Genomic DNA, 24,894 nt, shown 5'->3' on the forward strand with positions numbered 1-24,894 from the left:
TCGGAAAGCAGCCGGGGAAGCCGTCCGCCCGGAACGTCACCCGGGAAGCCGTCCCGAAAGGCGTCCGGAACGTCACTCGGGAGACCGCTCGGGAAACAGCCGGAGGCGCCGCTCCGGAAGCCGCTTCAGAAGAGCTCCCCCTGCTCGTTCGGGTCGCTCGCGGGGGCCGCCGCCGTCACCGGCACCGAGAAACCGTCCTCCGCTCCGGCCTTCCCGAGGACCCATCCGCCCATGAGCCGGGTGTCGAGGGCGAGGCAGCGTCCGTCGGGGGCGAGGAGGTGCAGGTCGGGCCCGGCGGCGGCGAGCAGGCGTCCGGTGACGGTGCCGCCGTCGGTCAGCTCGGTGACCGTGCCGGCGAGCGGCGGCAGACCGTCGAGGCGGAAGGCCCCGGCGTGGTCGCGCGGGGCGAACTCCAGCGGCTCCAGGGTCTCGGTCCAGCCCCCCACCTCGCGGGCCCGCCGGTACAGCTCCTCGACCTCCCGGGCCCGGTCGGCGGCGGGCGGCAGGGCGTGCCGGGCGGCCCGCTTGCGCTCGTACGCGACCCGGTCGGGCACGCCGAGCGCCTGCCGCAGGACCTCCTCGGTGCGGCGGGCCGCCATCAGCGGTCCCCGGCCGAGCCAGCTGAACGCGACGGCCCCCTGCTCCAGGAGCCTGGCCTCGCCCCGGGCCTCGGCGGTGATGCCCACCTTGGTCATGCCGGGCCCGAACCAGGCCAGGTAGACGCGGTACGGCTGGGGGTCGTCAGCGACGGTGTCGGCCGCGACCGAGTGGGCCCGGTCGAGCCGCGCGCACTCCGCGCACCGCCCTCCGGTGGCCCGGCCGGGGACGGCGGCCGCCAGGGGGCAGGGGTTGCCCCGGGCCCCGGGGCAGCGCCGCTCCCCCACGGCACGGAAGGCGAGCGGCCCCCCGTACGCGAGCGGGCTGACCTTACCGCCCTGCCACCTCAGCCCCGGCACTCCGCCGCTCCAGGTGATCCCCCGGCACCGCCACTCCACGTCCATGCCTCCCGCACTCCCGACCGCCCCGGACCTCCAGTCTCCGCCACCCACGGCCGGCGGCACCCGGATCAGGGCAGCACGTAGATCCTGGTCCCGTCCGGGTCGGGCTCTCCGACCTGCCGCATGCAGCCGCGTTCGAGGAGGAGCCGTACGCAGTCGCGGACGCGCTCGCCGGAGAGCCCGGTGCGGCGGGTGACGTCCTGGGCCCGGTAGCGCACCCCGCCCCGGACGAGCCCGGGGGCGAGGCAGTCGGCGACCGTCCGCACGTCCCCGGTGATGGCCCAGGACTCGACGAGCTCCTGCGGGCTGAGCGCGACGGCGGAGCCGCTGCGCTGGCGGGGCACGGCGAGCCGCTCAAGGGATTCGGCGACCCTTGAGAGGCTCTGCCGGGTCTCGCGGAGCAGCTCCGCGTACTCGACCTGCCCGGTGTGCGCGAGGGCGCGCTCGTCGATCCGTCCCTCCAGGCGCACGAGGACGTCGACGAGCTCCGGCGGCAGCAGGAACCCGGCGTGCACCGGGGAGGGTTCGAGCCCGTACCCGCCGTACCGCTGGACCGCTGCCACGACCTCGGCCACCCACGCCCGGAACGGCCCGGCCTCCGGCCTGCGGCAGGCGCCGACGAGCTGGACGAGCCCCTGGAGGCTCACCATCCGCGCCGACGCGCGGATCCCGCTCCGGCGGAGGTACGCGTCGTCGCCGGCGATCTCCCGCGCGGACGCCAGGCACTCCCCGGGCAGCGCCACCGTCCGCAGGGCCTCCCTCGTCCCCGCGTACCCCAGCCGCTTCGCCACCTCGGCCACCGGGAACCAGTGGGCCCCGTCCGGCGCGGTCAGCCTCCGCAGGCGCTCCCCGGTGGCGGCGTACACCACGTCATCGATGTCGATCGCGTCCATCGATCATCACCTCCGCCTCGCAAGTTAGTCCGAAGGCATATTCAACTGACATGCAAATAAGACAGGTTCACCCAAAAGGGGAGGGTCCCCGGGGATTTCCCCGGGGACCCTCCCCTTTTCCGTACCGCCTACTTGGCGACGAACTGCGTGAGGATCGCCTGCACTTCGTAGATGTCGACCCCCTTGGTGAAGGTCTTCTGCACGGGCAGCTGGCTGCCCGAGATCCAGATCTTCAGCTCGGCGTCGAGGTCGAAGGTGCCGGCGGTCTCGACGGCGAAGTGGGTGATGCTCCGGTACGGGATCGAGTGGTACTCGACCTTCTTGCCGGTGATCCCCTGCTTGTCGACCAGCACGAGCCGCCGGTCGGTGAAGAAGATCGTGTCCCGTATCAGCAAGTACGCGGCGTGCACCTGCTCCCCCGGTCCGAGCAGCCGCGCGAAGTCCTGCTGCGCCTGCGCCGGGTCGATCGCGTGCGCGTTCCCGAAGAGTGCCATGGTCCAACCCCCTGGGCGATGGAAGCCCCTGTGCGATGAAAGAACGGTCCGTCGACCCTAGCCGTTCGCGCCACCGGCGGACGCGGGGGCACCGGGGCGCGGGAGCGGCGGGAAGGGCGGGAGGGCGGGAAGGCGTTAGCGGCGAGCCGGATCAGAAGGTCACGGTGCCGCCGTTGCGGTTGAACCAGCCCTTGAAGCCCCAGTTGATCCAGCCGCCGTCACCGGTGTTCTTGAAGGTGCCGCCCGCTCCGAAGATCCACACGCCGTAGTAGACCTTTCCGAACTGGACGTTGGCGTAGAGCTTCACGTCGCCGAGGCCGTTCTCGTACCCCTGGCTCAGGTTGAACACCATGACGTTGTACTGGCCGCCGGCCGCGTCGAAGACCCTGTCCACCGCCTGCTGGACGTAGGACCCGCGGTCGTCGGTGTCGATGTTCTTCAGCGCGCTCTCGACGGCGCCCTTGAACGAGGCGTTGCCGTGCACGGAGACGATCGGGGCGGTGCCGAGGGCACCCGCCTCACCGGGCTTCGCCGCCTGCGCCCCGACGGCGGCGGGGGCGGAGAGCTTGGCGGGGGCGGGAGCCGGGGAGCGCTCGGCGGCCTGGGCGGGGAGCGCGGCGACCGCGGTGAGGGCGAGGGAGGCGAGGGCGACACCGGCGAGCGAGGTCATGCGACGCATGAGGGGAACTCCTGTTCGAATGAAAGGGAAGGGAAGGGCGAAGGAAACGAGCGGGGAGGGCGGGAGGGGCTCGGGCGTCACCAGGACCGGTAGAAGGTCACGGAGCCGCCGTTGCGGTCGAACCAGCCCTTGAAGCCCCAGTTGATCCAGCCGCCGTCACCGTGGTTGGTGAAGGTCCCGGACTCGAAGACGATGACCCGGTAGGTGCCGTAGTCGCTCGTGACCTTGACGTTGGACACGATGCCCTGGAGGTTCATCGAGTAGCGGTTGGCGTCGTTGATGACCATGACGTTGTAGCGCTGGTTGTGCTCGTAGAAGTTCCCCTCCATCAGGGACTTCACGTACCCGTCGCGGTTCTGCTTCCTCGCCAGGGCGTCGACGGTGATGTTGTAGATCTTCTCCGCGATGCCGGCGACCGCGACGATCACCTCGACCGCGACGGCGAAGCCCTGCGTCTTCGGCGGCGCGGCGAGCCCGGCGGCCCGGACCTGCCCGGCGCCCGGGACGTGGACGGGAGCGGGGGTGGCGTACGAGGCCAGGGGCTTCGGGGCCGAGGAGATCGAGGAGACCGAGGAGACCGAAGAGGCGGGGGATACGGGAGCGACGGAGGCGGCGTACGAGGCGGTGGAGGGCAGCAGGACGCCCGCGGCGACGATCGCGCTGATGACGGCGTAGGCGGCGCGCTTGTTGTTCTTCATCTCTGATTCACTTCCTTGCGTGGCGGGTTTCGACGTTTTCCGTCGAGCGGGAAATGTTCTTTCGGGCAGAAAGAATTGCCCTTTCGGCCGTGCCGCGTCGTTCGCGGCGGCCGGGATGATGGGATCCCGTACGGGACCGGCGGAGAAGTCGCGAATACCGGCCTCCGTGCCGTCCCGACGTGCGGCGGCTTTTCCGGAAGGCGGGACGCGGGTCACCAGGAGGTGGTGAGGTGGTCGAGTGCGTCGTCGGGGAGCGGGCGCCCGGCCGGGCGGGCCTTCGGGGGCTCGGGAGCCCGGCGTCCGGCGGACCGCCCGGCCACCAGGACGACGGCGCATCCGGCGCCGACGCCGAGGAGCGCCACGAGGCGAAGGAGCCGGCGCGCCCCGTTCGTACGGCGGTCACGTGGGCGTGAGCGTGGGGCGGGAAGGCCGGCGGGAACCCGGCGGTTCCGGTGGGCCCCGGTCGTTCCGGCTGTCACAGGAGGTCTTTCGGGCAGGTGGAGGCGGGGGCGCTCCACTCGGTGTCGCCCGGCTTCTCGCACCGCTCGGTGCTCTCCGCCGAGATCCGAACGGATTTCCCGTCCGCGGCCACGGACGGGGCCGGAGCCGGGGAAAGCGCGCCGACGCCGGCCCCGACCATGCTCGCCGTCAAAGCCGCGGCGCACATGAATCGAAAAAGCTTCATGGTGTTCTCCCTGGTCCGGATTCCCGTTTTCGGGGGTTCCCCCTTCGGTGATTCAAGGATCGCCCGGCAGGAATGCCCGGACCAGGCTTCCGGGGCGTCAGCAACGTGCATGGCACGAAAGGGAGGGGGCAAAGATGGACAACCACTCAGAAACAGGCACCCTGATCGAGGTGCGACCCGGCGAGGAGCCCGACTCCGCCTCACCCGGGCCCGCTTCGGCCGCTTCCCCTGCGGTGACCACCACCGACGAGGCGGAAGGCTTCGCCCCCACGGCGATCGGGCTGTACACCCACCTCCTCCGCCACGGCCCGGCCCCGCTCACCGCTCTCGCCGACGCGCTCGGCCTGACTCCGGAGGGCGTCCGGAAGGCGTCCCGGGAACTGTCCCGGCACCGTCTCCTCACCCACGCGCCCGACGACCCCGACGGCCCCTGTCACGCCATCAGCCCCTACGCCGCGGCCGCCGAGATCGTCGGCCCGGAGGAGAGCAGGCTGCGCCGCCGCCTGGAGGACCTGGAACGCACCCGGGCCCGGCTCGACTCCCTCGCGCCCCTGTACGAGGACGCCCGGCGCGGCGGAACGGACTCGGCGGCCGTCGAGACGGTCTCGTCCCGCGACCGCGTGATGCTCCTCATCTCCGACGCGGCGGCCCGCTGCACCGAGGAGGTCCTCACCGTGCAGCCCGGCGGCGGACGCCCCGCGGGCCACCTGGAACGGGCGCTCCCGCGCGACCTGGAGATGCTGCGCCGCGGCGTACGGCTGCACACCCTCTACCAGCACACCGCGCGCTACAACCCCGGCACCCAGGAGTACGTCGCCGCGGTCGTCGAGGCCGGCGCCGAGGTGCGGACGCTGGGCGAACTCTTCGGCAAGATGGTCGTCTTCGACCGGTCCCTGGCCTTCCTGCCCGTCTGGGACGACCCGGACTCGGCCGTCGTCCTCCGCGAGCCCTCGGCCGTCGCGTTCCTCTGCTCGGTCTTCACCCACGTCTGGAACCTGGCCGAACCGTTCTCGACCTCGTACACCACGGCGACCTCGATCCAGCTCCGCGACTCCATCGCGGCCCGCCTGGTCACCGGCGCCAAGGACGAGCAGATCGCCCGCAAACTCGGCATGTCCCTGCGCACCTGCCGCCGCCACATCGCCCAGCTGATGGAGGAACTCGGCGCCGAGAGCCGCTTCCAGGCGGGCTACCTCCTGGCCCTCCAGACCCGCGACCCCGCCCGCCCCACCCCTCCGGAAACCTCGACGGGCCCGTGACCCGACCGGGCCCACGATCCGAAGGGGCCCGGAAGCGACCGGGCCCCGCCCGATTCCACATCCCGACAACGCGAGAGGCCCCGGACTCGACGTCCGGGGCCTCTCGACTCTGTGCACTCGGCAGGATTCGAACCTGCAACCTTCTGATCCGTAGTCAGATGCTCTATCCGTTAAGCTACGAGTGCTTGTTTTCAGTTCTTGTCTTCGCTCCCCGGTCTTTCGACCCGCTCGCGGCGACAGGAAGAACATTACATGACTGCCGCCGCCATGTGAAATCCGATTGCCTCACCCCTTGTGACCTGCGGAAACGTCGCGGCGGGCGGTGTGAGGGCAGGTCCGGGAACGGCCGAAGCCCCGGCCTTGGGGCCGGGGCTTCGGTGTGGGGCGGAGGCGGAGGGATTTGAACCCTCGATGGGCTTTAAGACCCAAACCGCATTAGCAGTGCGGCGCCATAGACCGGACTAGGCGACGCCTCCATGCACCTCGCGCATACGCGGGTGGTGCGTGCAGATGATGACACAGGCGAACCGGCTGTCACCAATCGATTCTCACCGTACTAGTCCTCCGGGGTCCAGGGCAAAGCCCACCGGCGCGCGCATGGACCCGCGCGCCCGCCGGGCGCACTCCCCCGCCCGCGCAACCGTCCGCGCAACGCCGCCGCGTCCGGAGCGTTAGACCGGACGGGCGCACCGTGTGCCCGTGCCCGCCGAGTCCGCCGTGCACCCGCGTTCCTGGAGATCCGCATGCTGCGCCGTATCGCCCTCGCGTCCCTCGCCACCGCCGCCGGAACCGCCGGCCTCGGCCCCCTGCCGCCGCTGCCGCTGTTCCCCGCTCCGGCGCCCGACGCCCTGACCGTGGCGATCTCCGGGAGCGGGTACCCCGAGGCCGACGGCACCTTCGAGCTGACGTGCGGCGACCGGCCCGGGGGCGACCACCCGGCCGCCGAGCGCGCCTGTGAGCGCCTGGAGCGGCTCGCGGCGGCGGACGAGGACCCGTTCCGGCCCGTCCCCGAGGGCCAGGTGTGCGCACAGGTGTACGGCGGATCCGTCCTCGCACGGGTGACCGGCACCTGGCGGGGCCACGAGGTCGACGCCCGCTTCTCCCGCGCGAACGGCTGCGAGATCGACCGCTGGGAGAATCTGGAGCCCCTTCTTCCGTTCGTCCGGCGCTGACGACCGCCCGTTCCGCGCACCGCCTCCCGGAGGCGGCGTACGGGGATGACGTGGGGAGATGCCGTGTGGGGACGGCGCTCGGGGGCGGCGTCCGGGAGTGCCGGCCGGAGGCTCCCTTAGACTCCCTTCAGTGACAGGCCACGGCCCGAGGGGCAAGATGGGGCCGGCCGGTCCACAGGCCAAGCGCGTGCAGTGCGTCAGGGAGGAAGCGTCGTCGTGAGCAGCAGGCCATCCCGAGGCGCTGCTCGCCTCGCAGCCATACTCGACGCCCTCCCCGACGGCCTCGTGCTCGTCAACTGCAACGGCACGGTCGTCAACGCCAACACCATCGCCCTCGGCATGTTCGAGACCCCCGGCACCGCCCTCGTCGGGCGCGGCCTCCTCGACCTGCTGCCCGACTTCGACTCGCGCCTCATCCCCGGCTCCATGCGCCGTCCGGACAACACCGACGAGCGCGGCCGCACCAAGCCGACCCGGATGGTCGCCCGCCGCACCGACGGCAGCGAGTTCCCCGTCGAGGTGACCAGCGCCAGCCTGGAGGACGGCCGCGAGGCCTACGACTCGTACGGCGGCTACACCGGCGACGAGCTGCTCATGCTGGTCGTGCGGGACCTGACCGGCACCCTCGACACCGAGGCCGAACTCGCCCGCTCGCAGCGGCAGACCGAGATGATCCTGCGCGCCGCCTCCGAGGGCGTCGTCGGCACGGACACCGACGGCCGGGTCGTCCTCGTGAACCCCGCCGCCGCGCAGATCCTCGGCCACCGCGCCGGCGAGCTCGGCGGCCGGGAGCTGCACCCGCTGATCCTCGCCAAGCGCGCCGACGGCGAGCCCTTCCCGTACGAGGAGTCGCCGCTCGCGGACACCCTCAAGTCCGGGCGGAAGCACCGCGTGCGCGGCCAGGTCCTGTGGACGAAGAAGGGCGAGCGGGTCCCGGTCGACCTGACGACCGCTCCGGTGCGGGACGGGGACCAGCTCGTCGGCGCGGTGATGACCTTCGCCGACCGCAGGCCGTACGAGCAGCTCGCCGAGCAGCACGCCGCCGAGCTGGCCGACCGCGCCGAGCGCGCGGCGGCGGAACGGGAGGCGCAGCAGGAGCGGTACGCCTCGCTCGCCGCCCGCCACGAGCAGCTCACGGCCGTCCTCGCCGAGTCGCTGCGCGGCCCCCTGGAGGAGCTGCGCACCCAGCTCGGCACCCTCGCCGCCGACGACGCCGGGCAGCTCTGGCCCGAGGCCAACCAGATCCTCCACCACCTCGCCGCCGGGTACGCCCGGATGACGGCGCTCGTGGACAACGTCCTGGGCTACCAGCGCCTCGACGCGGGCGCCGAGGAACTCGACAAGCACGTCACGCTCCTCGACGGGGTCGTGTCCGCCGGCATCGACGGGGCCGTCGAGCTGATCGGGCCCGGCCGCGCGCAGTTCGCCGTGCACACCCCGCCCATCGAGGCCGAGGTGGACCCGTCCCGGCTCGCGACCGCCCTCGCGCACCTCGTCGCGGACGTCGCGGGCGTCGACGCGACCGGCCGGAACCGGGCCGCCGTCCCGGGCGCCGCGCCCGCCGATTCCACCGTCGTCGTGGCGGCCGCACAGCGCGGCGACGTCGTACGGATCGAGGTCCGCGGCCCGTACGCGGGCGGCGACCCGGTCCACGGGCCCGTCGTGCGCGGGATCGTGGCGGCGCACGGCGGTGTCGTGCAGACCCACGAGGTGCCGGGCACGAGCGGCGGCGCGTACGTCCTCGAAGTGCCGGTCGGCGCGGGCCGGGGCACGGTCCCCGCGCAGGAGCCCGCGCCCCGGAACGACGGGCGGGCGGGCGGCCGGGAGGCCCTCGCGCTGCCCGCGCAGGCCTCGGGCCCGGTCGACGGGGCTCCGGCCGCCCCTGTCCCCGTCCCCGCCCCGGGCGCGGGACCGGACGCGGAGGCGCCCGGCGGCGGGCGGCGGCGGGCCCGGCGCGGCTCGACGGACGCCTTCCTGGAGAGCGCGGTCCCGGCCGGGGGCGACGCCCCGTCCGGCGCCGAGCCCAGCGGGCGCCGCCGTGCCCGTACGGGAGGGACCGCCGCGGCGGACCTGATCCCGGCCCAGCAGAACGCGCTCGCTCCTCCCACGCCCTCCGCCCCCGTCGTCCCGGCCGGCCCGCCCGTCGAGCCTACCGGGCGCCGTCGGGGACGGCCCGCCGAAGGCTCCGTCGTGACCGCCGCCGAAGGGGCGCAGGGACGTGCCGCGCTCGGCGCGGCCGTACCGCCGCAGGGCGTTCCCGTCGGCCCCTCGGGCATCCCCGGACCCGCCCCCGAGCCCTCCCCCGCCGCCCTGGCCCTGCCGGCCGTCGCCTCCGAGGAGAACCCGGCGCAGCCGAGCGGGCGCCGCCGGCGCGCGCTGGCCGCCGCGCAGGAGCGGGCGGCCGCGGCCGAGGCCGGTCCCCGGACCCCGTTCGCGCTGCCGCCCGCCGACGCCGACCGCGAAGTGCCCCTGCCCACCGCGCCCGTGGCCGGTCCGCCGGCCGGTCCGTCCGCCGGTCCGCTGCCGGTCTCCGACGAGGACCGGCACGAGGCCGTACGGGGTGTCCCGGGGGCGGACCACACGCCGCCGCAGCCGCACCCGCACGTCCGGACGCCGCTGCCGGCCCAGGCGCCCGACGCCTCCGCGGGCGCGCCCGTGCCCGCGTCCGTCGAGCCGACCGGGCGGCGCCGGGCCGTCGCGCCCCCGCCGCCGGAGCGGGAACCGGAGCCCCAGCAGGCACCGCAGTCCCAGCCGCCGTCGCAGTCCCAGCCCCCGTCGCAGCCCGGCAACGGGACCGGCACCGGCTCCGTACCGCTGCCGCCCGAGCTGCCCATGTCGAGGGAGTCGACCCAGGGACGGGCGTTCAGCGTCCGGACCCTCGGGCAGGGCGTGCCCTTCGTCCCCCCGACCGCCCCGGCTCCGACGGCTCCGGCTCCGGCGCCCGTCCCCGCCGCTTCCGGCGCTCCCGCCGCGCCCTCCAACGGATCCGGGCGGCGGCGCAGGCTCGCCACCCCGCCCGAGGTCGACCCGCCGGCCCCGGCGGCGCTCCCCGCACCGGCCGGGACCGAGGCCAGGCCCCATCCGCAGCCGCGGCCGGAGGCGGAGGTCGCGCCGGGGCTCACGCCCCTCGCCCCGCCCTCCGTCTCCCCGGCTCCCGCCACGCCTTCCGCGCCCTCCGTGTCCTCCGCGTCCGAAGGCCGGGCGTACGCCATAGGAGCGCCCGCCGAGGGCTCCGCGGAGGGTCCCGAGCCGCTCGACGGCCCCGGCGGCGCGGTCGAGGTCGCCAACCGGCCCGCCCCGCGCCCCGTCGACGACGAGCTGCCCCCGGAGCCCCTCGACAACCCGCGCCGGCTGCTCGTCTGGCCCGCGCCCGACGTCTCCACGCAGCAGGCGCTGAGCGACCGCGGCTACCGGCCGGTGATCGTGCACTCCCGCGAGGAGGTCGACGCGCAGATCGCCGCCTTCCCGGCCGCGCTCTTCGTCGACCCGCTGACCGGCCCCATCACCCGCACCGCGCTCCAGTCGCTGCGCCAGGCGGCCGTCGCCGCCGAGGTGCCGGTGCTGCTCGCGGCCGGGCTCGGACAGGCGACCCGCGAGGCGGCGTACGGCGCCGATCCGGCCGTGCTCCTCAAGGCGCTCGCGCCGCGCGACAGCGAGCAGCACCCGTCCCGGGTCCTGCTGATCGAGGAGAACGAGGACATCGCGGAGGCGCTCGCGGCCACCCTGGAGCGGCGCGGGATGCAGGTGGCGCGGGCGGCCACGGACTCGGAGGCGGTCACGCTCGCCACGCAGACGCAGCCGAACCTGGTGGTGATGGACCTGATGCAGGTGCGCCGCCGCCGGGCCGGGATCATCGACTGGCTGCGGGCGAACGGGCAGCTCAACCGCACCCCGCTCGTCGTCTACACCTCCGCCGACCTCGTCGAGGAGGAGCTGCCGAAGCTGTCCTCCGGCGAGACGGTCCTCTTCCTCGCCGAGCGCGCGAACAGCGCCGAGGTCCAGGCCCGGATCGTCGACCTGCTCGCGAAGATCGGCACCAACTAGTACGGAACGGAACGAAGGAGGGGGAGGGCGCCGGGCGCCCTCCCCCTCCTCGCTTCCCGGCCGGTTTCCCGGTCGGTTCGCGGGTCACTACAGCTGGGTCCCTACAGCTGGGTCCCTACAGCTGGGTCCCTACAGCTGGGTCACGTCCAGCTCGCCCTCCGCGTACTGCTTGCGGATGACCTTCTTGTCGAACTTGCCGACGCTCGTCTTAGGCACCGCGGGCACGACCGCCCAGCGCTCCGGGAGCTGCCACTTGGCGATGCCGCCCTCCGTGGCGAGGAAGGCCTTCAGCGTCTCGTAGTCCGCCGTCGAGCCCTCCTTGAGGACGACGGTCGCGAGCGGGCGCTCGCCCCACTTCTCGTCGGGCACGGCGACGACGGCGGCCTCGGCGACCTCCGGGTGCGCCATCAGCGCGTTCTCCAGCTCGACGCTGGAGATCCACTCGCCGCCGGACTTGATGACGTCCTTGGCGCGGTCGGTGAGGGTGAGGAAGCCGTCGGCGCTGATCACGCCGACGTCGCCGGTCTTGAGCCAGCCGTCCTCGCTGAACTTGTCCTCGGGGCGGAGCGGTTCGCCGTCGACGCCGCTGTAGTACGCGCCCGCGATCCAGGTGCCGCGCACCTCCAGCTCGCCGGCCGACTCGCCGTCCCAGGGCAGGTGCTCGCCGCCGGGGCCGACGAGCCGCGCCTCGACGCCGGCGGGGAAGCGTCCCTGCGTGACGCGGTAGGGCCACTCCTCGTCGGCGGTGAGGCCGGCCGGCGGGTGGGCCATCGTGCCGAGCGGGGAGGTCTCGGTCATGCCCCAGGCGTGGCAGAGGCGGACGCCGAGCTTGTCGTACGCCTCCATGAGGGAGGGCGGACAGGCCGCGCCGCCGATGGTGACCTGGGCCATGGAGGAGAGGTCGCGCGGGTTGGCGGTGACCTCGGCGAGCAGGCCCTGCCAGATGGTGGGGACGGCCGCGGCGTGGGTCGGCTTCTCGCGCTCGATCATGTCGGCGAGCGGGGCCGGCTGGAGGAAGCGGTCCGGCATGAGCATGTTGATGCCGGTCATGAAGGTGGCGTGCGGCAGCCCCCACGCGTTCACGTGGAACTGGGGCACCACGACCAGGGTCGTGTCCTTGGCGGTGAGGCCCATCGACTCGGCCATGTTCACCTGCATCGAGTGCAGGTAGATCGACCGGTGGGAGTAGACGACGCCCTTCGGGTCGCCCGTGGTGCCGGAGGTGTAGCACATGGCCGCGGCCGTGCGCTCGTCGAGCTCCGGCCACGCGTACGTGGTCGGGCGGCCGGCGATCAGCTCCTCGTAGTCGTGCACGCGCGGGGCCGCGCCGTCCAGGACGGAGCGGTCGCCGGGGCCCGCGACGACGACGTGCTCGATCGTCGGCAGGTGCGGGAGCAGCGGGGCGAGGAGGGGGAGCAGCGAGCCGTTGACGATCACGACCCGGTCGGCGGCGTGGTTGACGATCCACACCAGCTGCTCGGGGGGAAGCCGGAGGTTGAGGGTGTGGAGGACGGCACCCATGGAGGGGATCGCGAAGTACGCCTCGACGTGCTCGGCGTTGTTCCACATCAGGGTGGCGACCCGCTGGTCGCCGGTGACGCCGAGTTCGTCGCGCAGGGCGTGGGCCAGCTGGTGCGCGCGGGCCCCGGTCTCAGCGAACGTACGGCGCTGCGGCTCGGACTCGCCCGTCCAGGTGGTGATGGTGGACTGTCCGTGGATCCTCATCCCGTGCTCGAGGATGCGGCTCACGGTCAGCTGTACGTCCTGCATGGTGCTGTACACGGGGCGTCCTCCCGGTGGGCGCTACGTGGCAGTAAGGGTGTGGAGATTCTGCGCACGTACCGCGCGGTATGTCACTACCTGGGAGTACGGAAATTGCCAGTGATCACTGGCGACGGGAGGAGGGTCGGGCGGGTATGCGGCGGTTTCTCACCTCACCGGGGTCAGCTCCGGGTCCTCGCGGAGCTTGCCGAGCGCTCTGGACACCGCGCTCTTGACCGTGCCGACCGACACCCCGAGCACCTCGGCGGTCTGGGCCTCGCTGAGGTCCTCGTAGTACCGCAGGACCACCATCTGGCGCTGCCGCTCCGGCAGCTTGAGCACCGCGCGCCACATGGCGTCGTGCAGCGCCTGCCGCTCGGCCGGGTCGGGCGACGGAAGGCCGACCGGCTCGGGCAGCTCCTCGCACACGAACTCGTCGACCTTGCGCTTGCGCCACTGCGACGTGCGGGTGTTCAGCAGCGCCCGGCGGACGTAGCCGTCCAGGGCGCGGTGGTCCTCGATCCGCTCCCAGGCCACGAAGGTCTTGGCGAGCGCGGTCTGGAGGAGGTCCTCCGCGTCCGAGGGGTTGGCGGTCAGGGAGCGGGCGGTGCGCAGGAGTACGGGCCCACGCGCCCGTACGTACGAGGAGAAGCTCGTGTACGACGCGTACTGCGAGGCACCGGCGCAGACGGGGCCAGAGGGTGGCGGAGTCATGACTCCACGCTAGGAGCGGCGGGGGTCCGGCGGATCGGCCCCAGGTCCCGAACCACCGTCCGCCTCAGGTTGTAGGGGCGGGGACGCCCGGACCTCCTCTGGGTGGAGGCCCCCGAGGCCCGGCTCAGGGTCGGGGCAGGGCCCGTGTCCCGTCGAGCGGGGAGACGGGGTTGGAGGGGGAGGAACCCGCGCGGGCCGTGGTGGGGCGGGCGACCGGGGCGTCCACCGCGTTGCGGTCGATCACCAGGCGGTGGCCGCCGTACGTCTCGGTGACGTTGCCCGCGTACTGGTGGATCCGGGCGTGCGGCGTCCAGGCCGCCGGGGCCAGGGTGGCCTCGGTGGCGAGGGCGGGCGTCCCCAGCCAGCGCGCGAACCACATCACGGCCGGCAGGTCCGCCGTGCCGGCCTTCCGCTGCGCCTCGATGTCCCGCACGCCCGTGTCCGCGCTGCTGTAGAAGCCGGGAAGGTAGCCGAGGCGGCGCACCTCGCGGTTCCAGCCCCGGACGAAGGAGAGGGTGGTCGCGGCGCACTGGGCGTCACCGCGCCGGTAGGCCTCGATGTCGAGGTAGAGCGGGCTGCTCGTGCCCAGACCGAGGGCCCGCGCGGCCCGCACCGCGTCGCCCGCCTCCCGGGTGCCCTGGCCCCAGGGGTCGGAGCCGATGGCGAAGGGCTTCTTGGCGGGGGCCTCGACGCACGGCGCCTGGGAGCCGACGAAGAGGGGCAGCAGCCGCCAGCCCATCGCCTGCACCGAGGCGACCCAGCCGGAGTCCAGCTCCCGCTGGCCGGGGCAGCCCCGGCCCCGCCCGGCGAAGTAGATCCCGACGGCCCCGTACGGCGAACCGCGCCAGGCCCTCATGGTCTCGACGGAGGGCGCCTCGCAGATGTCGAAGGCCTTGCCGGTGAAGTGGACGGGGGTGGTGGAGGTGGGGGCTCCGGGAGCGGCAGGAGCGGCGGCGGGAGGAGGAGGGGTAGCGGGAGCGGGAGGGACAGCGGGAGCGGCGGTCCTGCTCACGGCTGCCGCCGTGACGGCCGAGGTCGGGGCTGTGGCCGAGGCCGAGGCCGGGGGTGTGGCCGAGGCCGGGGCTGTGGCCGTGGCCGGGGCTGTGGCCGGGGTCGGCGGCGGAGGCAGGGCGGCGGTCGGTGCGGGCGCGTCGAGGAGCGCCGTCCCGGCCACCGCCGCCATCAGGACGGCGACCACGGCCCGCGCCCCTGCGAAGGGAGGCGCGGACCGTGAACGCACCGGTGCGGAGGTCGAGGCGGGCCGGGGCAGGGGCGGCGTGCTTGTGCTCATGACGCGAGTGAAGGTCCGCCCGCCGCGCCCGGCCACCGCTGGGGCCGCCGCCTCCGCCGTACGCACCGGGGAACGACCCGTACGTGGGAACCCCGGCGCGAGAGCCCCGACCCCGCGTCCGGCGGCGCGGACGCCCGCGCACCGGTACCGAAGTACCGCCGCGCGGGCCGTCCTTCACACCGCCGTACGGCCCCCCTCGGGCCGGCCCTCCCCCGGCCGTCACCACGGCGGAAAGTCGAGCACCGGGAGGGACCGGGCGGCGCGGGTGGAGGCGGCGTGGGTGAGGGCGGCGCCTACGGAGGCGGGGCGGGCGGGGCCGGTGCGGGTGAAGTCGGTGCGGATGCCTGCCATGGGTCTTCCTCCGGGAAACGAGAACCGAGAACCGAGAACTGCGAACCGAGAACTGCGAACCGAGAACCGGGAGCTCCTGGGAGCCGCCGAATACCTGAAGCGTGGAGCGGGACTGAAACAACTCTGTTTCCGGGGCAGTTGGCCCGCCGCCCCGACTGTTGTGCTCGACGTCGCAAATGCAGAGTTGCCCACGGAATCCCCGGCGAACCGTCCCGGAGCGGACGTTCCCTCTCAAGCGTGAGGACAGCCGTATAAACCCGGTCGAGACGAGAAAAGAAGCAGCTCGCGGGGACGGCGGAATTCGCGTTTCGGCGCGATCGGGGCTCCCGGACCCCTAGGAGACGTCCCCCGCGTCCCCCGCGCCCCCTGCGGCCTCCTCGAAGGCCTGGTACGCCGTCTCGTCGAAGAGCACGAACCGCACCTCCTCGACCCCGGTGCGGGCCGACCGCACCGTCTCGACGGCGATCCGGGCGCCGTCCGCCATCGGCCAGCCGTAGACCCCGGTGGAGACGGCCGGGAACGCGACCGTACGGGCCCCCAACTCGTCGGCCACCCGCAGGGATTCCCGGTAGCAGGAGGCCAGCAGCTCCGAGCGGTCCTCGTCCCGCGACCAGACCGGGCCCACCGTGTGGATCACGTGCCGGGCGGGCAGCCGCCCTGCCGTGGTCGCCACGGCCCGCCCGGTCGGCAACCCCTTGCCGTAGTGCGAGCGGCGCAGCGCGCGGCAGGCCTCCAGGATCTCCGGCCCGCCCTTGCGATGGATGGCCCCGTCGACCCCGCCGCCCCCGAGCAACGAGGAGTTCGCGGCGTTGACCACCGCGTCCGCCGCCTCGGCGGTGATGTCGCCCCGGACGAGCACGATCCGCATCCCACGCTCCTCTTCTCCCGAAGTCCTCCGGACCCTACGCCGCCCCTCACCGAGCGGCATCGCCATTACCACCTCCCCGGCCCGGAACCGGCCCACGGCCGGCACCGAACGGCCCCCGGGAGCCGGTGAACGGCCCGCCGTACGAAGCGATGCGCACGCGCGCGCGTGAACAGATGCATACGTACGGGATGTCACGGGCCGAAGCGGCGTCACACGTACGGGTGGGTATCAGGAGCCCCCGGAGCGGGTACGGGGCCGCCGTGACGACGAAGACCGCGAATCCGGGCGAGGTCGGTCACTGCGGGTGAAATAGCCGGTGGGAAAGGCGTTTCCGGCCCTCATGGATCAGCGGCGTGCGCGTGTCTAACCCCAAGCCGACGCCTAAATTGTTCAGAATGTCACTTACTGCCCCAGTTGAAACTACGAAGTTTCGTTGCCGAGGAGCGTGTCATGCAGGTTCGCAGGTGGCTCCCTGACCAGCCCACCAGCATCGGCCGCCATGACTGGCCGGACGAGGGCGGCGAGGGAACTCATCTGCGACTGCGGGCCGGCTCCATCGTCGTACTCGACCGACAGGCCTGGCGCGTCCTGGAGATCACCGGGTACCCCGGCGACCACTGGCCGGAGTCCTACGAGAAGGCCTGGCGGGACCACGTGGAGCTGTGGTGGCACGCCAACGAGCTGCGGCGGGCCAACAACCAGGCGGTCAAACCCGCCCCGGAACGCGCCGAGTTCTACAAGCGCCCGGTGGTGCTCGTCCTGCGCAACGACAACCTGCCCCGGTCCGCGCCGAAGCACTGGTGCGCCCCCGCCAGCCAGGACTGGCAGGTGCTCCCCGAGCACTACGCGGTCTGCCGCGCCTGCGGCGAACTGCCGCCCTGCCACCACGGGGAGTACCCGCGCGAGGAGGGCCCGCGCAGGCCCGAACAGAGCGGCGGCATCCCGTTCCTGGTGCCGAAGGGCTGCTGCATGGGGTGCGCCGAGCAGATCAAGCCCCGTATGAGGACGGTCCGTTTCCCGGGACCCAACCTCTGGTACCCGGACCTGGGCGAGGACACGGCGGTCTTCCACGCGCGCTCCTCCTGCGAGGACCAGGTGGAGTGCTACCGCGCGCGGTGGCAGCAGGAGTACGAGCCGCCGACCGCGCGCCCCGACACCTCCGCGTTCCCGGGCTTCGACCACTTCGTGCTCCCCCGGGCCCGCCAGTCCGCACCGCAGGCCCAGCAGGCCCCGGTGGCACAGCTCCAGGCCCCGCAGCCCTCGCAGGCCGCACAGGCGGGGCAGGCCGGACACGCGGGGCAGGCGGGACAGGCCGCGCAGCCCCAACCCCCGCACGCACAGGCCCTGCACGCGCAGGCGATGCCGCAGGCCCACGCCTCACCGGCCCCCCAGGCTCCGCTCCCGGCCTCGCACGTCCTCCTGTCGGCCACGGGCCCCCGCCCGGGGGAGGAGGCGCACGCCGCCGCCCTCACGATGGGCTCCGGCACCTTCTCGCCCTCCTTCGAGGGCTACCGCCAGGACCCCGAGCCGTACCCCGACCTCTACCCGACGGCCGACGCGTACCCGACGGCCGACGCCTACCAGGCAGTCGACCCCTACCCGACGGCCGACGCCTATCCGGTCCCGACCCCGACCCCGACCACGGACCAGGGTCCCGCGGGGCACGCGGTCCGGGCCGCGGAGGAGCTGAGCCGTACCCTGACCGACCGCCCGGCCTTCCACAACGCGGAGCAGGCGGCCCGCGTCATCGAGGAACTCACGGCGGCCGTGCGCAACATCGCGCTCTGCCTCAACAACCCCCCGGCCCGCAACCACTCCTGATCGCGCCGCGGCCCGGCTCCACGGGACGCACGACGGCCCCCGACCGGTTTCTCCCGGTCGGGGGCCGTGGCGTCGGCGGTGGGTGTGGGATTTGAACCCACGGAGACATCGCTGCCTCGACGGTTTTCAAGACCGTTCCCTTAGGCCGCTCGGGCAACCCACCTCCGCTCCGGACCACCCGGGGTGGAGCGGGCTACAGCGTACCGGCTGGACGACCTGCCCGCGGAAACCCGACCGCGGGCCGGCCACGAGCCGCCGGGCGGCGGGGTCGTACCCGCCGCCCGGAGCCCGGCTCGAAGCCGCCGCGTGCCGTGCGCGGACGCGTCAGCTGTCGCCGGTGCGCTCGCCCAGGACGACGGTGGTCGTGGCGGTCCTGCCGTCGCGCTCGTAGGTGATCTCCACCGAGTCGCCCGGCTTGTGGGTCCAGATCTCGCTGATGAGGGAGGGCCCGCTGTCGATCTGGTGGCCGCCGAAGGCGGTGATCACGTCGCCCGGCTTCAGGCCCGCCTTCGCCGCGGGACCGTTCGGGGTGACCGAGGGCGTGCCGCCGGTGCCCCGGGCGGCGATCTCGGCGCCCTCGCCCTTCTCGTTCATGTTCACGGTCGCGCCGATCACCGGGTAGACCGGCTTGCCCGTCTTGATCAGCTGCTGGGCGACGTTCTTCGCCTGGTTGACCGGGATCGCGAAGCCGAGGCCGATCGAGCCCGCCTGGGACTGGCCGAAGCCGCTGCCGGCCGACTGGATGGCCGAGTTGATGCCGATCACCGCGCCGCTCGCGTCGAGCAGCGGGCCGCCGGAGTTGCCCGGATTGATCGAGGCGTCCGTCTGCAGCGCGCTCATGTACGAGTTGCTGGCGCCGGAGCCGTCGCCCGAGGCGACCGGGCGGTTCTTGGCGCTGATGATGCCCGTCGTCACGGTGTTGGACAGGCCGAACGGGGCGCCGATCGCGATCGTCGAGTCCCCGACCGCCACCTTGTCCGAGTCGCCCAGCGGGAGCGGCTTGAGGTTCTTCGGGGCGTTCGTGAGCTTCAGTACCGCCACGTCGTAGCCCTCGGCCCGGCCGACGACCTCCGCGTCGTACGACTTGCCGTCGGAGAAGGTCACGGAGAGCGTGCCGCCGTCCGCCGCCGACGCCACCACGTGGTTGTTGGTGACGATGTGGCCCTCCTGGTCGTACACGAAGCCCGTGCCCGTGCCGCCCTCGCCCTGGGAACCGCCCGACTTCGCCTGGATGGTGACCACGCTCGGCAGCGCCTGCCCCGCGACCGCCGCGACCGTCCCCGGGTCGCGCTTGAAGGAGGCCGGGGCCTCGCCCGAGGAGACCGTGGTCGAGCTGACGTCGTTGTCGCCGCGCTGGGCCGCCCAGTAACCGACGCCGCCGCCGATGCCGCCCGCGAGGAGCGCCGCCGCCAGGACGGCCGCCACGAGCCCGCCGGTCCGCTTGCGCGGCGCGGCGGGAGCCGGGGGTACGTGCGCGTGCTGGGCGCCCCAGGAGGGCACGGCCGGCGGGGGCGGGGGCGGCGGCCAGCCTCCGGCCGGAGCGGCGTGGGCGGCGTGGGTCCCGGGGGCCGCGTGGTGGGCCTCGGGACCCACGTGGGCCGCCTGGACCGTCGGGGCCGCCTGGGTCACCGGCACTTCCTGGGTCGCCGGCACTTCCTGGGCGTTCGCGTCCGCCGGATGTGCGGCGGGCGGGTGCGCCGCGGGCGGATGCGCCGCGTCCGCCGGATGTGCGGCGGGCGGCTCGGGGGCCGGGCTCGGGCCCGTGCCCGGGGCCTGGGTCGCGTCCGGGGCCTGGCCCGCGTCCGGGGCCTGGGCCGGAGGGGCCGACGGGGGTACGGGAGGCGTCGGAGGGGCGGACGGGGCAGCCGGATCCCCCTGAACCGCCTTGCCCTCGTTCTCGGTGCTCACAGCTCGCTCTCCTCGTTGACTGCGTTGACTGCCGGGTCTGCCGGGTCTTCCGGCACTGCGCGGACGGGACCGCGCGGACTACTGGACTACTTCGACCGCCTGCCCGCGTTCGTCCGTGGATACCCGTGAGTATCCGCCGTCCGACCACGCGTGCCCTGCGTGTGACTGTCGTCGACCGCGTGAGGTTGTGGTCGCTCCGGCTCCAGGGTGCTGCGACCAGCTTTTCCCACCGGACGTCAGGCCGCTGTAAGGCGGAGCTGTGCGTTCTCTCTCCATCCTTTATAAAGGACAGAACGGACAGTCTCGGTGTGCCCGCCACGCCCCGCCAATGGCACCATGACGCGGTGACTCACGCACGGCAGCAACCGAACCGCGTCCCCGTCCAGGTCGTCGCCCACCGCGGAGCGTCCGAGGACGTACCGGAACACACCCTGGCCGCCTATGTGAAGGCCATCGAGGACGGCGCCGACGCCCTGGAGTGCGACGTCCGGCTCACCGCCGACGGGCACCTCGTCTGTGTGCACGACCGGCGCGTCGACCGTACCTCCAACGGCCGCGGGGCCGTCTCCACCCTCGAACTGGCCGCCCTCGCCGAGCTCGACTTCGGCACCTGGAAGGGCCGGGGCGAGTCGGCGGAGAGCCCCGACCGGCGGGCCTCCGGCTCCACCTCCGTCCTCACCCTGGAACGCCTCCTGGAGCTGGTCTCCGACACCGGGCGCCGGGTCGAGCTGGCGATCGAGACCAAGCACCCCACGCGCTGGGCGGGCCAGGTCGAGGAGCGGCTGCTCCAGCTCCTGAAGAGGTTCGACCTCCACGCGCCCGCGTCCCCCGAGGACTCCCCCGTACGGATCATGAGCTTCTCGGCCCGCTCCCTGCACCGGATCGCCGCCGCCGCGCCGACGCTGCCCACCGTCTCCCTCGCCCAGTTCGTCTCGCCCCGGCTGCGCGACGGGCGGCTCCCCGCGGGCGCGCGCATCGCGGGCCCCTCCATCCGGATCGTCCGGCACCACCCGGCGGTGATCCTGCGGCTCCAGAAGGCGGGGCACCGGGTCCACGTGTGGACGGTGGACGAGCCCGAGGACGTCGAACTCTGCGAGCGTCTTGGCGTGGACGCGATCATCACCAACCGTCCGAAGCAGGTGCTGACCCAGCTGGGCCGCGACTGATCCCTTCCGTTTTCCTCACTTCCGTCCCATCCGTCACAGGGGACAAAGGGAGCATCACGGGTTACAGGGAGTGCACCGGCGCGTTCCGTCCGTACGCGATCGTCACGAGTGCCTCATCCCACGCCGATTGGCCGGTTTCCGGTCCAGGTCATCGGGGCATTCACACCGTGGCGTGGGGCAAAGGAGGTCTCGGGGGTGGCGTTGGTGGTGGCACAGGAGGTGCCCACGTCGTCGAGCATGGCCGTACCCCATGGCCCTGCGGGCGTGGGTGAGGCGCGACACCGGATGCGGGACGAGCTGTACCGCAGCGGGATCGCGGAATCGGTCGTCGACGACGCGGTGCTGATCCTTTCCGAGCTGCTCAGCAATGCCTGTCGGTACGGCAGGCCGCTGGGACGGGCGGATCGTGGCGACGGGGACGTACGGGCGGCCTGGCGGGTCGACCCGGGAGGCGGCCTGCGGGTCGAGGTCACCGACGGCGGCGGTCCGACGCGACCCGTCCCGTCGACGCCCTCGGTCACGGCACGGGGCGGCCGCGGGCTGAACATCATCAGTGCGCTGGCCCAGGACTGGGGCGTGCGCGACAGCGCGACCGGCGAGGTCACCGTCTGGGTGGTCGTCACCGAGGGGCACCGCCGCGAGGACTTCGCGACGCACGTGGGCGGCGGTTCGAGCTTCGACTTCCTGGACGCGTACGACGACCTGGACTGATCGCCCACGAATCGGACCGGCCGCGTGGCCTCGCGGCCGGACCCGGATTGGTCCCACGGACCCGGACCGGTCCCACGGGCACGAACCCGTCCGCAACCCCTGCGGCCCCGCGGCCGCGCCGTCCCGATCCGGTCCCGTGGGAGGGCGGGCGTTCCGGGTTCTCCGGGGCGGCCGCCTCCGTCGGGCGTGCGGCCCGCCTGAGGGGCGGTGGCGGCCGGGGCGGCTAGGCTCGCGCCCGAAACAGCACCGCTGACAAGCACCGCCGCGATCGGGAGAAAGCCACACCATGGCCAAGAAGCGCCCCCAGACGAAGGCCGGCAAGGCCGGCCAGGCACAGGTCACGAGCGGGGAGATCCCGGTCGTCGGCGCGCGCGAGCCGTGCCCGTGCGGTTCGGGCCGCCGCTACAAGGCGTGTCACGGCCGGGCCGCCGCGCACGCCGTGACCGAGCTCGTCCAGCGCCCCTTCGAGGGCCTGCCCGGCGAGTGCGACTGGGTCGCGCTGCGCGAGCTGGTGCCCGCCGCCACCGTGCCGCTCACCCTGAAGGACGGGCTGCCCGAGGGCGTGCCGTCCGTGACGCTCGCGACCGTGCTGCCGATGGCGTGGCCGGCGCTCCGCCGCGACGACGGCTCCGTCCTGCTCGCCCTGCAGAACGACTCCACCTCCGGCGACCTGGCCCGCGACCTCGCCGACACCCTCCAGCGCGCCCTGGAGGCCGAGCCGGGCACCCCCGTCCCCGCGCGCCGCGTGCCGGCCGAGGGCCCGCGCCTCCAGGACCTGCTGGACGCCGACGCCGCGTTCGCCCCCGAGGTGCACACGGGCTTCGAGTTCTGGATCCCGCAGTCGGCGGACGGCGCCGACCCGGAGGTCGCCGCCTCCCTGGAGCGGGCCAACGCGGCCGCGATCCCGACCGTCCGCCTGACGGGCGTCGACTCCGCGTACTGGTGCGAGACCCCCGACAAGAACCACCTGCGCTGGGTCATGCCGTACCCGGAGGAGAAGCTCCTCGACGCGCTCGCCCGGCTCCAGGCCGCCGGCGGCACCTCCCTCGGCCCGGACACCCGGCTCGTCGGCTCCTTCCGCGCCCACGGCCTCGTGGTGCCGGTGTGGGACCTGCCGACGTCCATGACCGCCGAGGACTGCGAGAAGCCGGCCGCCGAGTTCTTCGAGCGGCTGACCGGAGCGCTCGCCTCGGACGCTCCGCTCACGGCGGAGGAGCGGCGGGCGCGCGGCGGCCTCACGAACCGTCAGGTCACTCTCAGCTGATACCCCAGGTGGTATCGGTGACTGACAGACCGACCAGTCGGTGACTTCCACCACAACCCGGTCTTCGGACAGGTAAATCCCTGTCCGAATAACCGAGATCGAATTTGCGAACAGCAGATCTCTTGTTACCGTTCTGGAAGCCCGGTCGCTGGTGCATCCCCCGTCGCCAGCGATCGGGCCTTTCCATGTCCGCTTCCGGCCCGGCCGGGGCGTCCGACGCTCAACTTCCTTCGCGCTCCGCCGTGTTGCTTCCTGCTCGCAGCAGCAGCGGAGTGCCGCCGTCCCCGCCCGCGCCGGCGAATTCCGCCACCGCCGTATACGCCGTGACCGCGCCCGCGCCGCGCTCCCGGGGCGTTTCGCAGGTGCCCGGTTCATCCTGTGCCGGAACCGCGCAACGCACGTGAACGGTCCGCCCGCCGGGGGCCATGAGGGTCAGAAACGCGTCGAGTTCCCGCCCCGTGGCGTTGCGGTAGTACGTACGCGCCCAGACATCGCCCCCCTCGTTCAGGACACACGTCTGGGCCTCCGCGCCTCCGGGAGAGGCGAGTTCCGGCCCACAGCGCGCGACCCGCTCGGGGGCGACCGGCGCGACGGCGACCGGAGGGACGGAAGGAGCGGGAGGGGCTGCGGAGGTCTCGGAAGAGGTCGGTTCCGGCGTACGGGGCCCGAGGCCGAGGGCCTTCCACAGCTCCCCGTCCCCTACACCGTCCCCGGCCTTCCCGTCGCCCTCGCTCCGGGCGCCGAGAGGTCGTACGGCCTCCCCGGCCGGTCCCGCCGTCGCGACGAGCGGCAGCAGCACGGCGACCGTGACGGCGGCCCCGAGTGCGACCACGCGGAGGTTCACCGGAGTCATCGGGCCCACCTGCTCCTGCTCGGCTGGAGATCCTGAACGGTGGGGCGAACATAGCGGCGGACGGCGGGCGCCCGGACGGCCGCGCACCCGTTTCCCGTACGAGTCGGGCCGGGACGCACCCGTTCGGGTGAACGCCCGCCACCCGCCACGACGAAGGGCGGTACGTGCTCGGCGTTCTTCCACGACAGGGTGGCGGCGCCCCGTCCTCAGTACGCCAGTCGGCTCCCGCCGCCCGGTGTGCTCGTGCTCGCCTCCACCAGGGCGTCGACCACCGCCTCGACGTCCGGCAGCCACGGCCGGGCAGAGCCCGCGAGGGGGGCCCGCTCCCAGCGGACCTGCCCGGAACCCGCGACCGAGGGCGGCAGCAGTAGATAGCCGCCCTCACTGTGGAACCGCAGCGAACTGGGCACGCTGTCCTTCGCGTACAACAGCTCGCCCAGCCGCTCCAGGTCGTACGGGGCGACGAGGATCGACCACCGGGTGGGGGTGGCGACCACCGGCCCGAGGCGCATGCCCGTCGCGTCGAGCGCGGCGAGGGCCCGGGCGCCCGCCGGCGCGGGGAGGCTGACCGCGCAGGGCGCGCCGCCGCCCGTGGCGAGGACGACCGGGGCGTCCGGGCGCGTGGTCCACCACCAGCGAACCATGCGCTCGTCCGTGGTGGCGGCGAGCAGCCCGGGATCGTAGGGGTGCGCGCCGGGCACGACGCAGTCGGGGTCGGGACAGGAGCAGGCGGGCTCCGCGTCCGTACGGGTCGCCGTCATCAGGCCCGCGGCCGTGCGGGCCAGCGTCCTCAGGCCCGTGGCCGCGCGGGTCGTCGTTCTCAGGTCCGCGCCCGGCAGGACGGGCCAGTTCCATTCGACGGCGAAGGTGACCGCCGCGTCGAGGCGCGCGGTCCTCGCCCTGCTCCGGAACCGGAGCCTGCGTCGCCTTCCGAGGATCTCGCGCATGAGCGCTCGTTCCTTTCCGTTGAACGCCGAATTCCCATCACAACACGTGCAGATTCGTTCACCGTGCGCATCAACGCATACCGGGTCGGCGGGTGCCGGACCGCAGGGAAGCGGGGCCGGTCGGGCCGGAAAAACCGCGTACTACCCGGTGGAGCCGGATGGAGCCCAGTGGAGCCAGGTCAGAGCCAGAGCGGTTCAGAACACGTTCCCCGCCAGTCGGTGGCGGGCAGCGGCCTGCGGCGTGGAAGACGCCGGGGTCCCGCATCACGTTCCGGGGCAGCTTCAACTGCCCCCGCCAGTCACCGTTTACGTACCCC

Annotated in this window: 22 protein-coding genes and 3 tRNA genes; 7 read left to right on the top strand and 18 right to left on the bottom strand. The window is 73.5% G+C overall.

Going from position 1 to position 24,894, the window contains the following annotated elements; genetic code table 11:
• Positions 1-125: 125 nt before the first annotated feature.
• From ACWGSR_RS03085 to ACWGSR_RS03115, 7 genes are all read right to left on the bottom strand, one after another.
• Positions 126-1,001: a DUF2797 domain-containing protein gene (locus ACWGSR_RS03085; protein ID WP_453563198.1), complete on the bottom strand. Its 876-nt coding sequence runs from the start codon at positions 999-1,001 to the stop codon at positions 126-128.
• A gap of 65 nt (positions 1,002-1,066) precedes the next feature.
• Positions 1,067-1,891 (bottom strand): BRO family protein, encoded by an 825-nt coding sequence (locus tag ACWGSR_RS03090; protein ID WP_376231008.1) that lies wholly within the window; start codon positions 1,889-1,891, stop codon positions 1,067-1,069.
• A gap of 128 nt (positions 1,892-2,019) precedes the next feature.
• A complete protein-coding gene (locus tag ACWGSR_RS03095) occupies positions 2,020-2,385 on the bottom strand; it encodes a PH domain-containing protein (protein ID WP_030204774.1) in 366 nt (121 codons plus the stop codon).
• Between the two features lie 151 nt (positions 2,386-2,536).
• On the bottom strand, positions 2,537-3,064 hold the full coding sequence (locus tag ACWGSR_RS03100) for a stress protein (RefSeq protein ID WP_376231007.1): 528 nt from the start codon (positions 3,062-3,064) through the stop codon (positions 2,537-2,539).
• 77 nt (positions 3,065-3,141) lie between these two features.
• Entirely contained in the window at positions 3,142-3,762 is a 621-nt protein-coding gene (locus tag ACWGSR_RS03105; RefSeq protein WP_453563200.1) for a stress protein, read from the bottom strand.
• A 212-nt stretch (positions 3,763-3,974) separates the two neighbouring features.
• Positions 3,975-4,124 (bottom strand): hypothetical protein, encoded by a 150-nt coding sequence (locus ACWGSR_RS03110; protein ID WP_453563201.1) that lies wholly within the window; start codon positions 4,122-4,124, stop codon positions 3,975-3,977.
• Positions 4,125-4,237: 113 nt separating this feature from the next.
• Positions 4,238-4,447, bottom strand: coding sequence for a hypothetical protein (locus tag ACWGSR_RS03115; RefSeq protein ID WP_376231004.1), 210 nt, complete (start codon positions 4,445-4,447; stop codon positions 4,238-4,240).
• Positions 4,448-4,581: 134 nt separating this feature from the next.
• Here ACWGSR_RS03115 and ACWGSR_RS03120 point away from each other — a divergent pair, with 134 nt between their 5' ends.
• Positions 4,582-5,706: a LuxR C-terminal-related transcriptional regulator gene (locus ACWGSR_RS03120; RefSeq protein WP_453563203.1), complete on the top strand. Its 1,125-nt coding sequence runs from the start codon at positions 4,582-4,584 to the stop codon at positions 5,704-5,706.
• Between the two features lie 112 nt (positions 5,707-5,818).
• On the opposite strand, the gene ACWGSR_RS03125 is transcribed toward ACWGSR_RS03120, so the two are convergent.
• Both ACWGSR_RS03125 and ACWGSR_RS03130 read right to left on the bottom strand, forming a co-directional pair.
• A tRNA-Arg gene (locus tag ACWGSR_RS03125) sits at positions 5,819-5,891 on the bottom strand.
• A 200-nt stretch (positions 5,892-6,091) separates the two neighbouring features.
• A tRNA-Ser gene (locus tag ACWGSR_RS03130) sits at positions 6,092-6,182 on the bottom strand.
• A gap of 267 nt (positions 6,183-6,449) precedes the next feature.
• Between ACWGSR_RS03130 and ACWGSR_RS03135 the strand changes: the two genes are divergently transcribed.
• Both ACWGSR_RS03135 and ACWGSR_RS03140 read left to right on the top strand, forming a co-directional pair.
• Positions 6,450-6,878, top strand: a complete 429-nt coding sequence (locus ACWGSR_RS03135) for an SSI family serine proteinase inhibitor (protein WP_376231002.1) — start codon at positions 6,450-6,452, stop codon at positions 6,876-6,878.
• Positions 6,879-7,094: 216 nt separating this feature from the next.
• Complete coding sequence (locus tag ACWGSR_RS03140) at positions 7,095-10,922, top strand: PAS domain-containing protein (RefSeq protein WP_453563205.1); 3,828 nt, start codon at positions 7,095-7,097, stop codon at positions 10,920-10,922.
• Between the two features lie 129 nt (positions 10,923-11,051).
• On the opposite strand, the gene ACWGSR_RS03145 is transcribed toward ACWGSR_RS03140, so the two are convergent.
• The 5 genes from ACWGSR_RS03145 to ACWGSR_RS03165 form a co-directional block, all read right to left on the bottom strand.
• The gene (locus ACWGSR_RS03145) at positions 11,052-12,704 is read right to left on the bottom strand and encodes a long-chain fatty acid--CoA ligase (RefSeq protein WP_453563206.1); all 1,653 of its coding nucleotides are present in this window, start codon (positions 12,702-12,704) and stop codon (positions 11,052-11,054) included.
• Positions 12,705-12,851: 147 nt separating this feature from the next.
• Positions 12,852-13,397 (bottom strand): SigE family RNA polymerase sigma factor, encoded by a 546-nt coding sequence (locus ACWGSR_RS03150; RefSeq protein ID WP_366373131.1) that lies wholly within the window; start codon positions 13,395-13,397, stop codon positions 12,852-12,854.
• A gap of 124 nt (positions 13,398-13,521) precedes the next feature.
• Entirely contained in the window at positions 13,522-14,688 is a 1,167-nt protein-coding gene (locus ACWGSR_RS03155; RefSeq protein ID WP_453563208.1) for a DUF1906 domain-containing protein, read from the bottom strand.
• Between the two features lie 219 nt (positions 14,689-14,907).
• Complete coding sequence (locus ACWGSR_RS03160; protein ID WP_453563210.1) at positions 14,908-15,039, bottom strand: hypothetical protein; 132 nt, start codon at positions 15,037-15,039, stop codon at positions 14,908-14,910.
• Between the two features lie 334 nt (positions 15,040-15,373).
• Positions 15,374-15,907, bottom strand: a complete 534-nt coding sequence (locus ACWGSR_RS03165) for an O-acetyl-ADP-ribose deacetylase (RefSeq protein WP_453563211.1) — start codon at positions 15,905-15,907, stop codon at positions 15,374-15,376.
• 450 nt (positions 15,908-16,357) lie between these two features.
• Between ACWGSR_RS03165 and ACWGSR_RS03170 the strand changes: the two genes are divergently transcribed.
• Positions 16,358-17,728 (top strand): hypothetical protein, encoded by a 1,371-nt coding sequence (locus ACWGSR_RS03170; RefSeq protein ID WP_453563212.1) that lies wholly within the window; start codon positions 16,358-16,360, stop codon positions 17,726-17,728.
• A gap of 76 nt (positions 17,729-17,804) precedes the next feature.
• On the opposite strand, the gene ACWGSR_RS03175 is transcribed toward ACWGSR_RS03170, so the two are convergent.
• Together ACWGSR_RS03175 and ACWGSR_RS03180 are read right to left on the bottom strand one after the other, a co-directional pair.
• Positions 17,805-17,891: transfer RNA gene (locus ACWGSR_RS03175), tRNA-Ser, on the bottom strand.
• 161 nt (positions 17,892-18,052) lie between these two features.
• Positions 18,053-19,636, bottom strand: a complete 1,584-nt coding sequence (locus ACWGSR_RS03180; protein WP_453563214.1) for a S1C family serine protease — start codon at positions 19,634-19,636, stop codon at positions 18,053-18,055.
• Positions 19,637-19,980: 344 nt separating this feature from the next.
• Here ACWGSR_RS03180 and ACWGSR_RS03185 point away from each other — a divergent pair, with 344 nt between their 5' ends.
• From ACWGSR_RS03185 to ACWGSR_RS03195, 3 genes are all read left to right on the top strand, one after another.
• A complete protein-coding gene (locus ACWGSR_RS03185) occupies positions 19,981-20,802 on the top strand; it encodes a glycerophosphodiester phosphodiesterase (RefSeq protein WP_376230994.1) in 822 nt (273 codons plus the stop codon).
• A 108-nt stretch (positions 20,803-20,910) separates the two neighbouring features.
• Positions 20,911-21,513 (top strand): ATP-binding protein, encoded by a 603-nt coding sequence (locus ACWGSR_RS03190; RefSeq protein WP_376230993.1) that lies wholly within the window; start codon positions 20,911-20,913, stop codon positions 21,511-21,513.
• 286 nt (positions 21,514-21,799) lie between these two features.
• Positions 21,800-22,777, top strand: coding sequence for a DUF5926 family protein (locus ACWGSR_RS03195; protein ID WP_376230992.1), 978 nt, complete (start codon positions 21,800-21,802; stop codon positions 22,775-22,777).
• Between the two features lie 220 nt (positions 22,778-22,997).
• Here ACWGSR_RS03195 and ACWGSR_RS03200 read toward each other — a convergent pair whose 3' ends face one another.
• Together ACWGSR_RS03200 and ACWGSR_RS03205 are read right to left on the bottom strand one after the other, a co-directional pair.
• Complete coding sequence (locus tag ACWGSR_RS03200; protein ID WP_453563216.1) at positions 22,998-23,630, bottom strand: hypothetical protein; 633 nt, start codon at positions 23,628-23,630, stop codon at positions 22,998-23,000.
• Positions 23,631-23,836: 206 nt separating this feature from the next.
• Positions 23,837-24,577, bottom strand: coding sequence for a bifunctional DNA primase/polymerase (locus tag ACWGSR_RS03205; RefSeq protein WP_376230990.1), 741 nt, complete (start codon positions 24,575-24,577; stop codon positions 23,837-23,839).
• Between the last annotated feature and the right edge of the window lie 317 nt (positions 24,578-24,894).

The sequence above is a fragment of the Streptomyces sp. NPDC055632 genome (assembly GCF_053618675.1).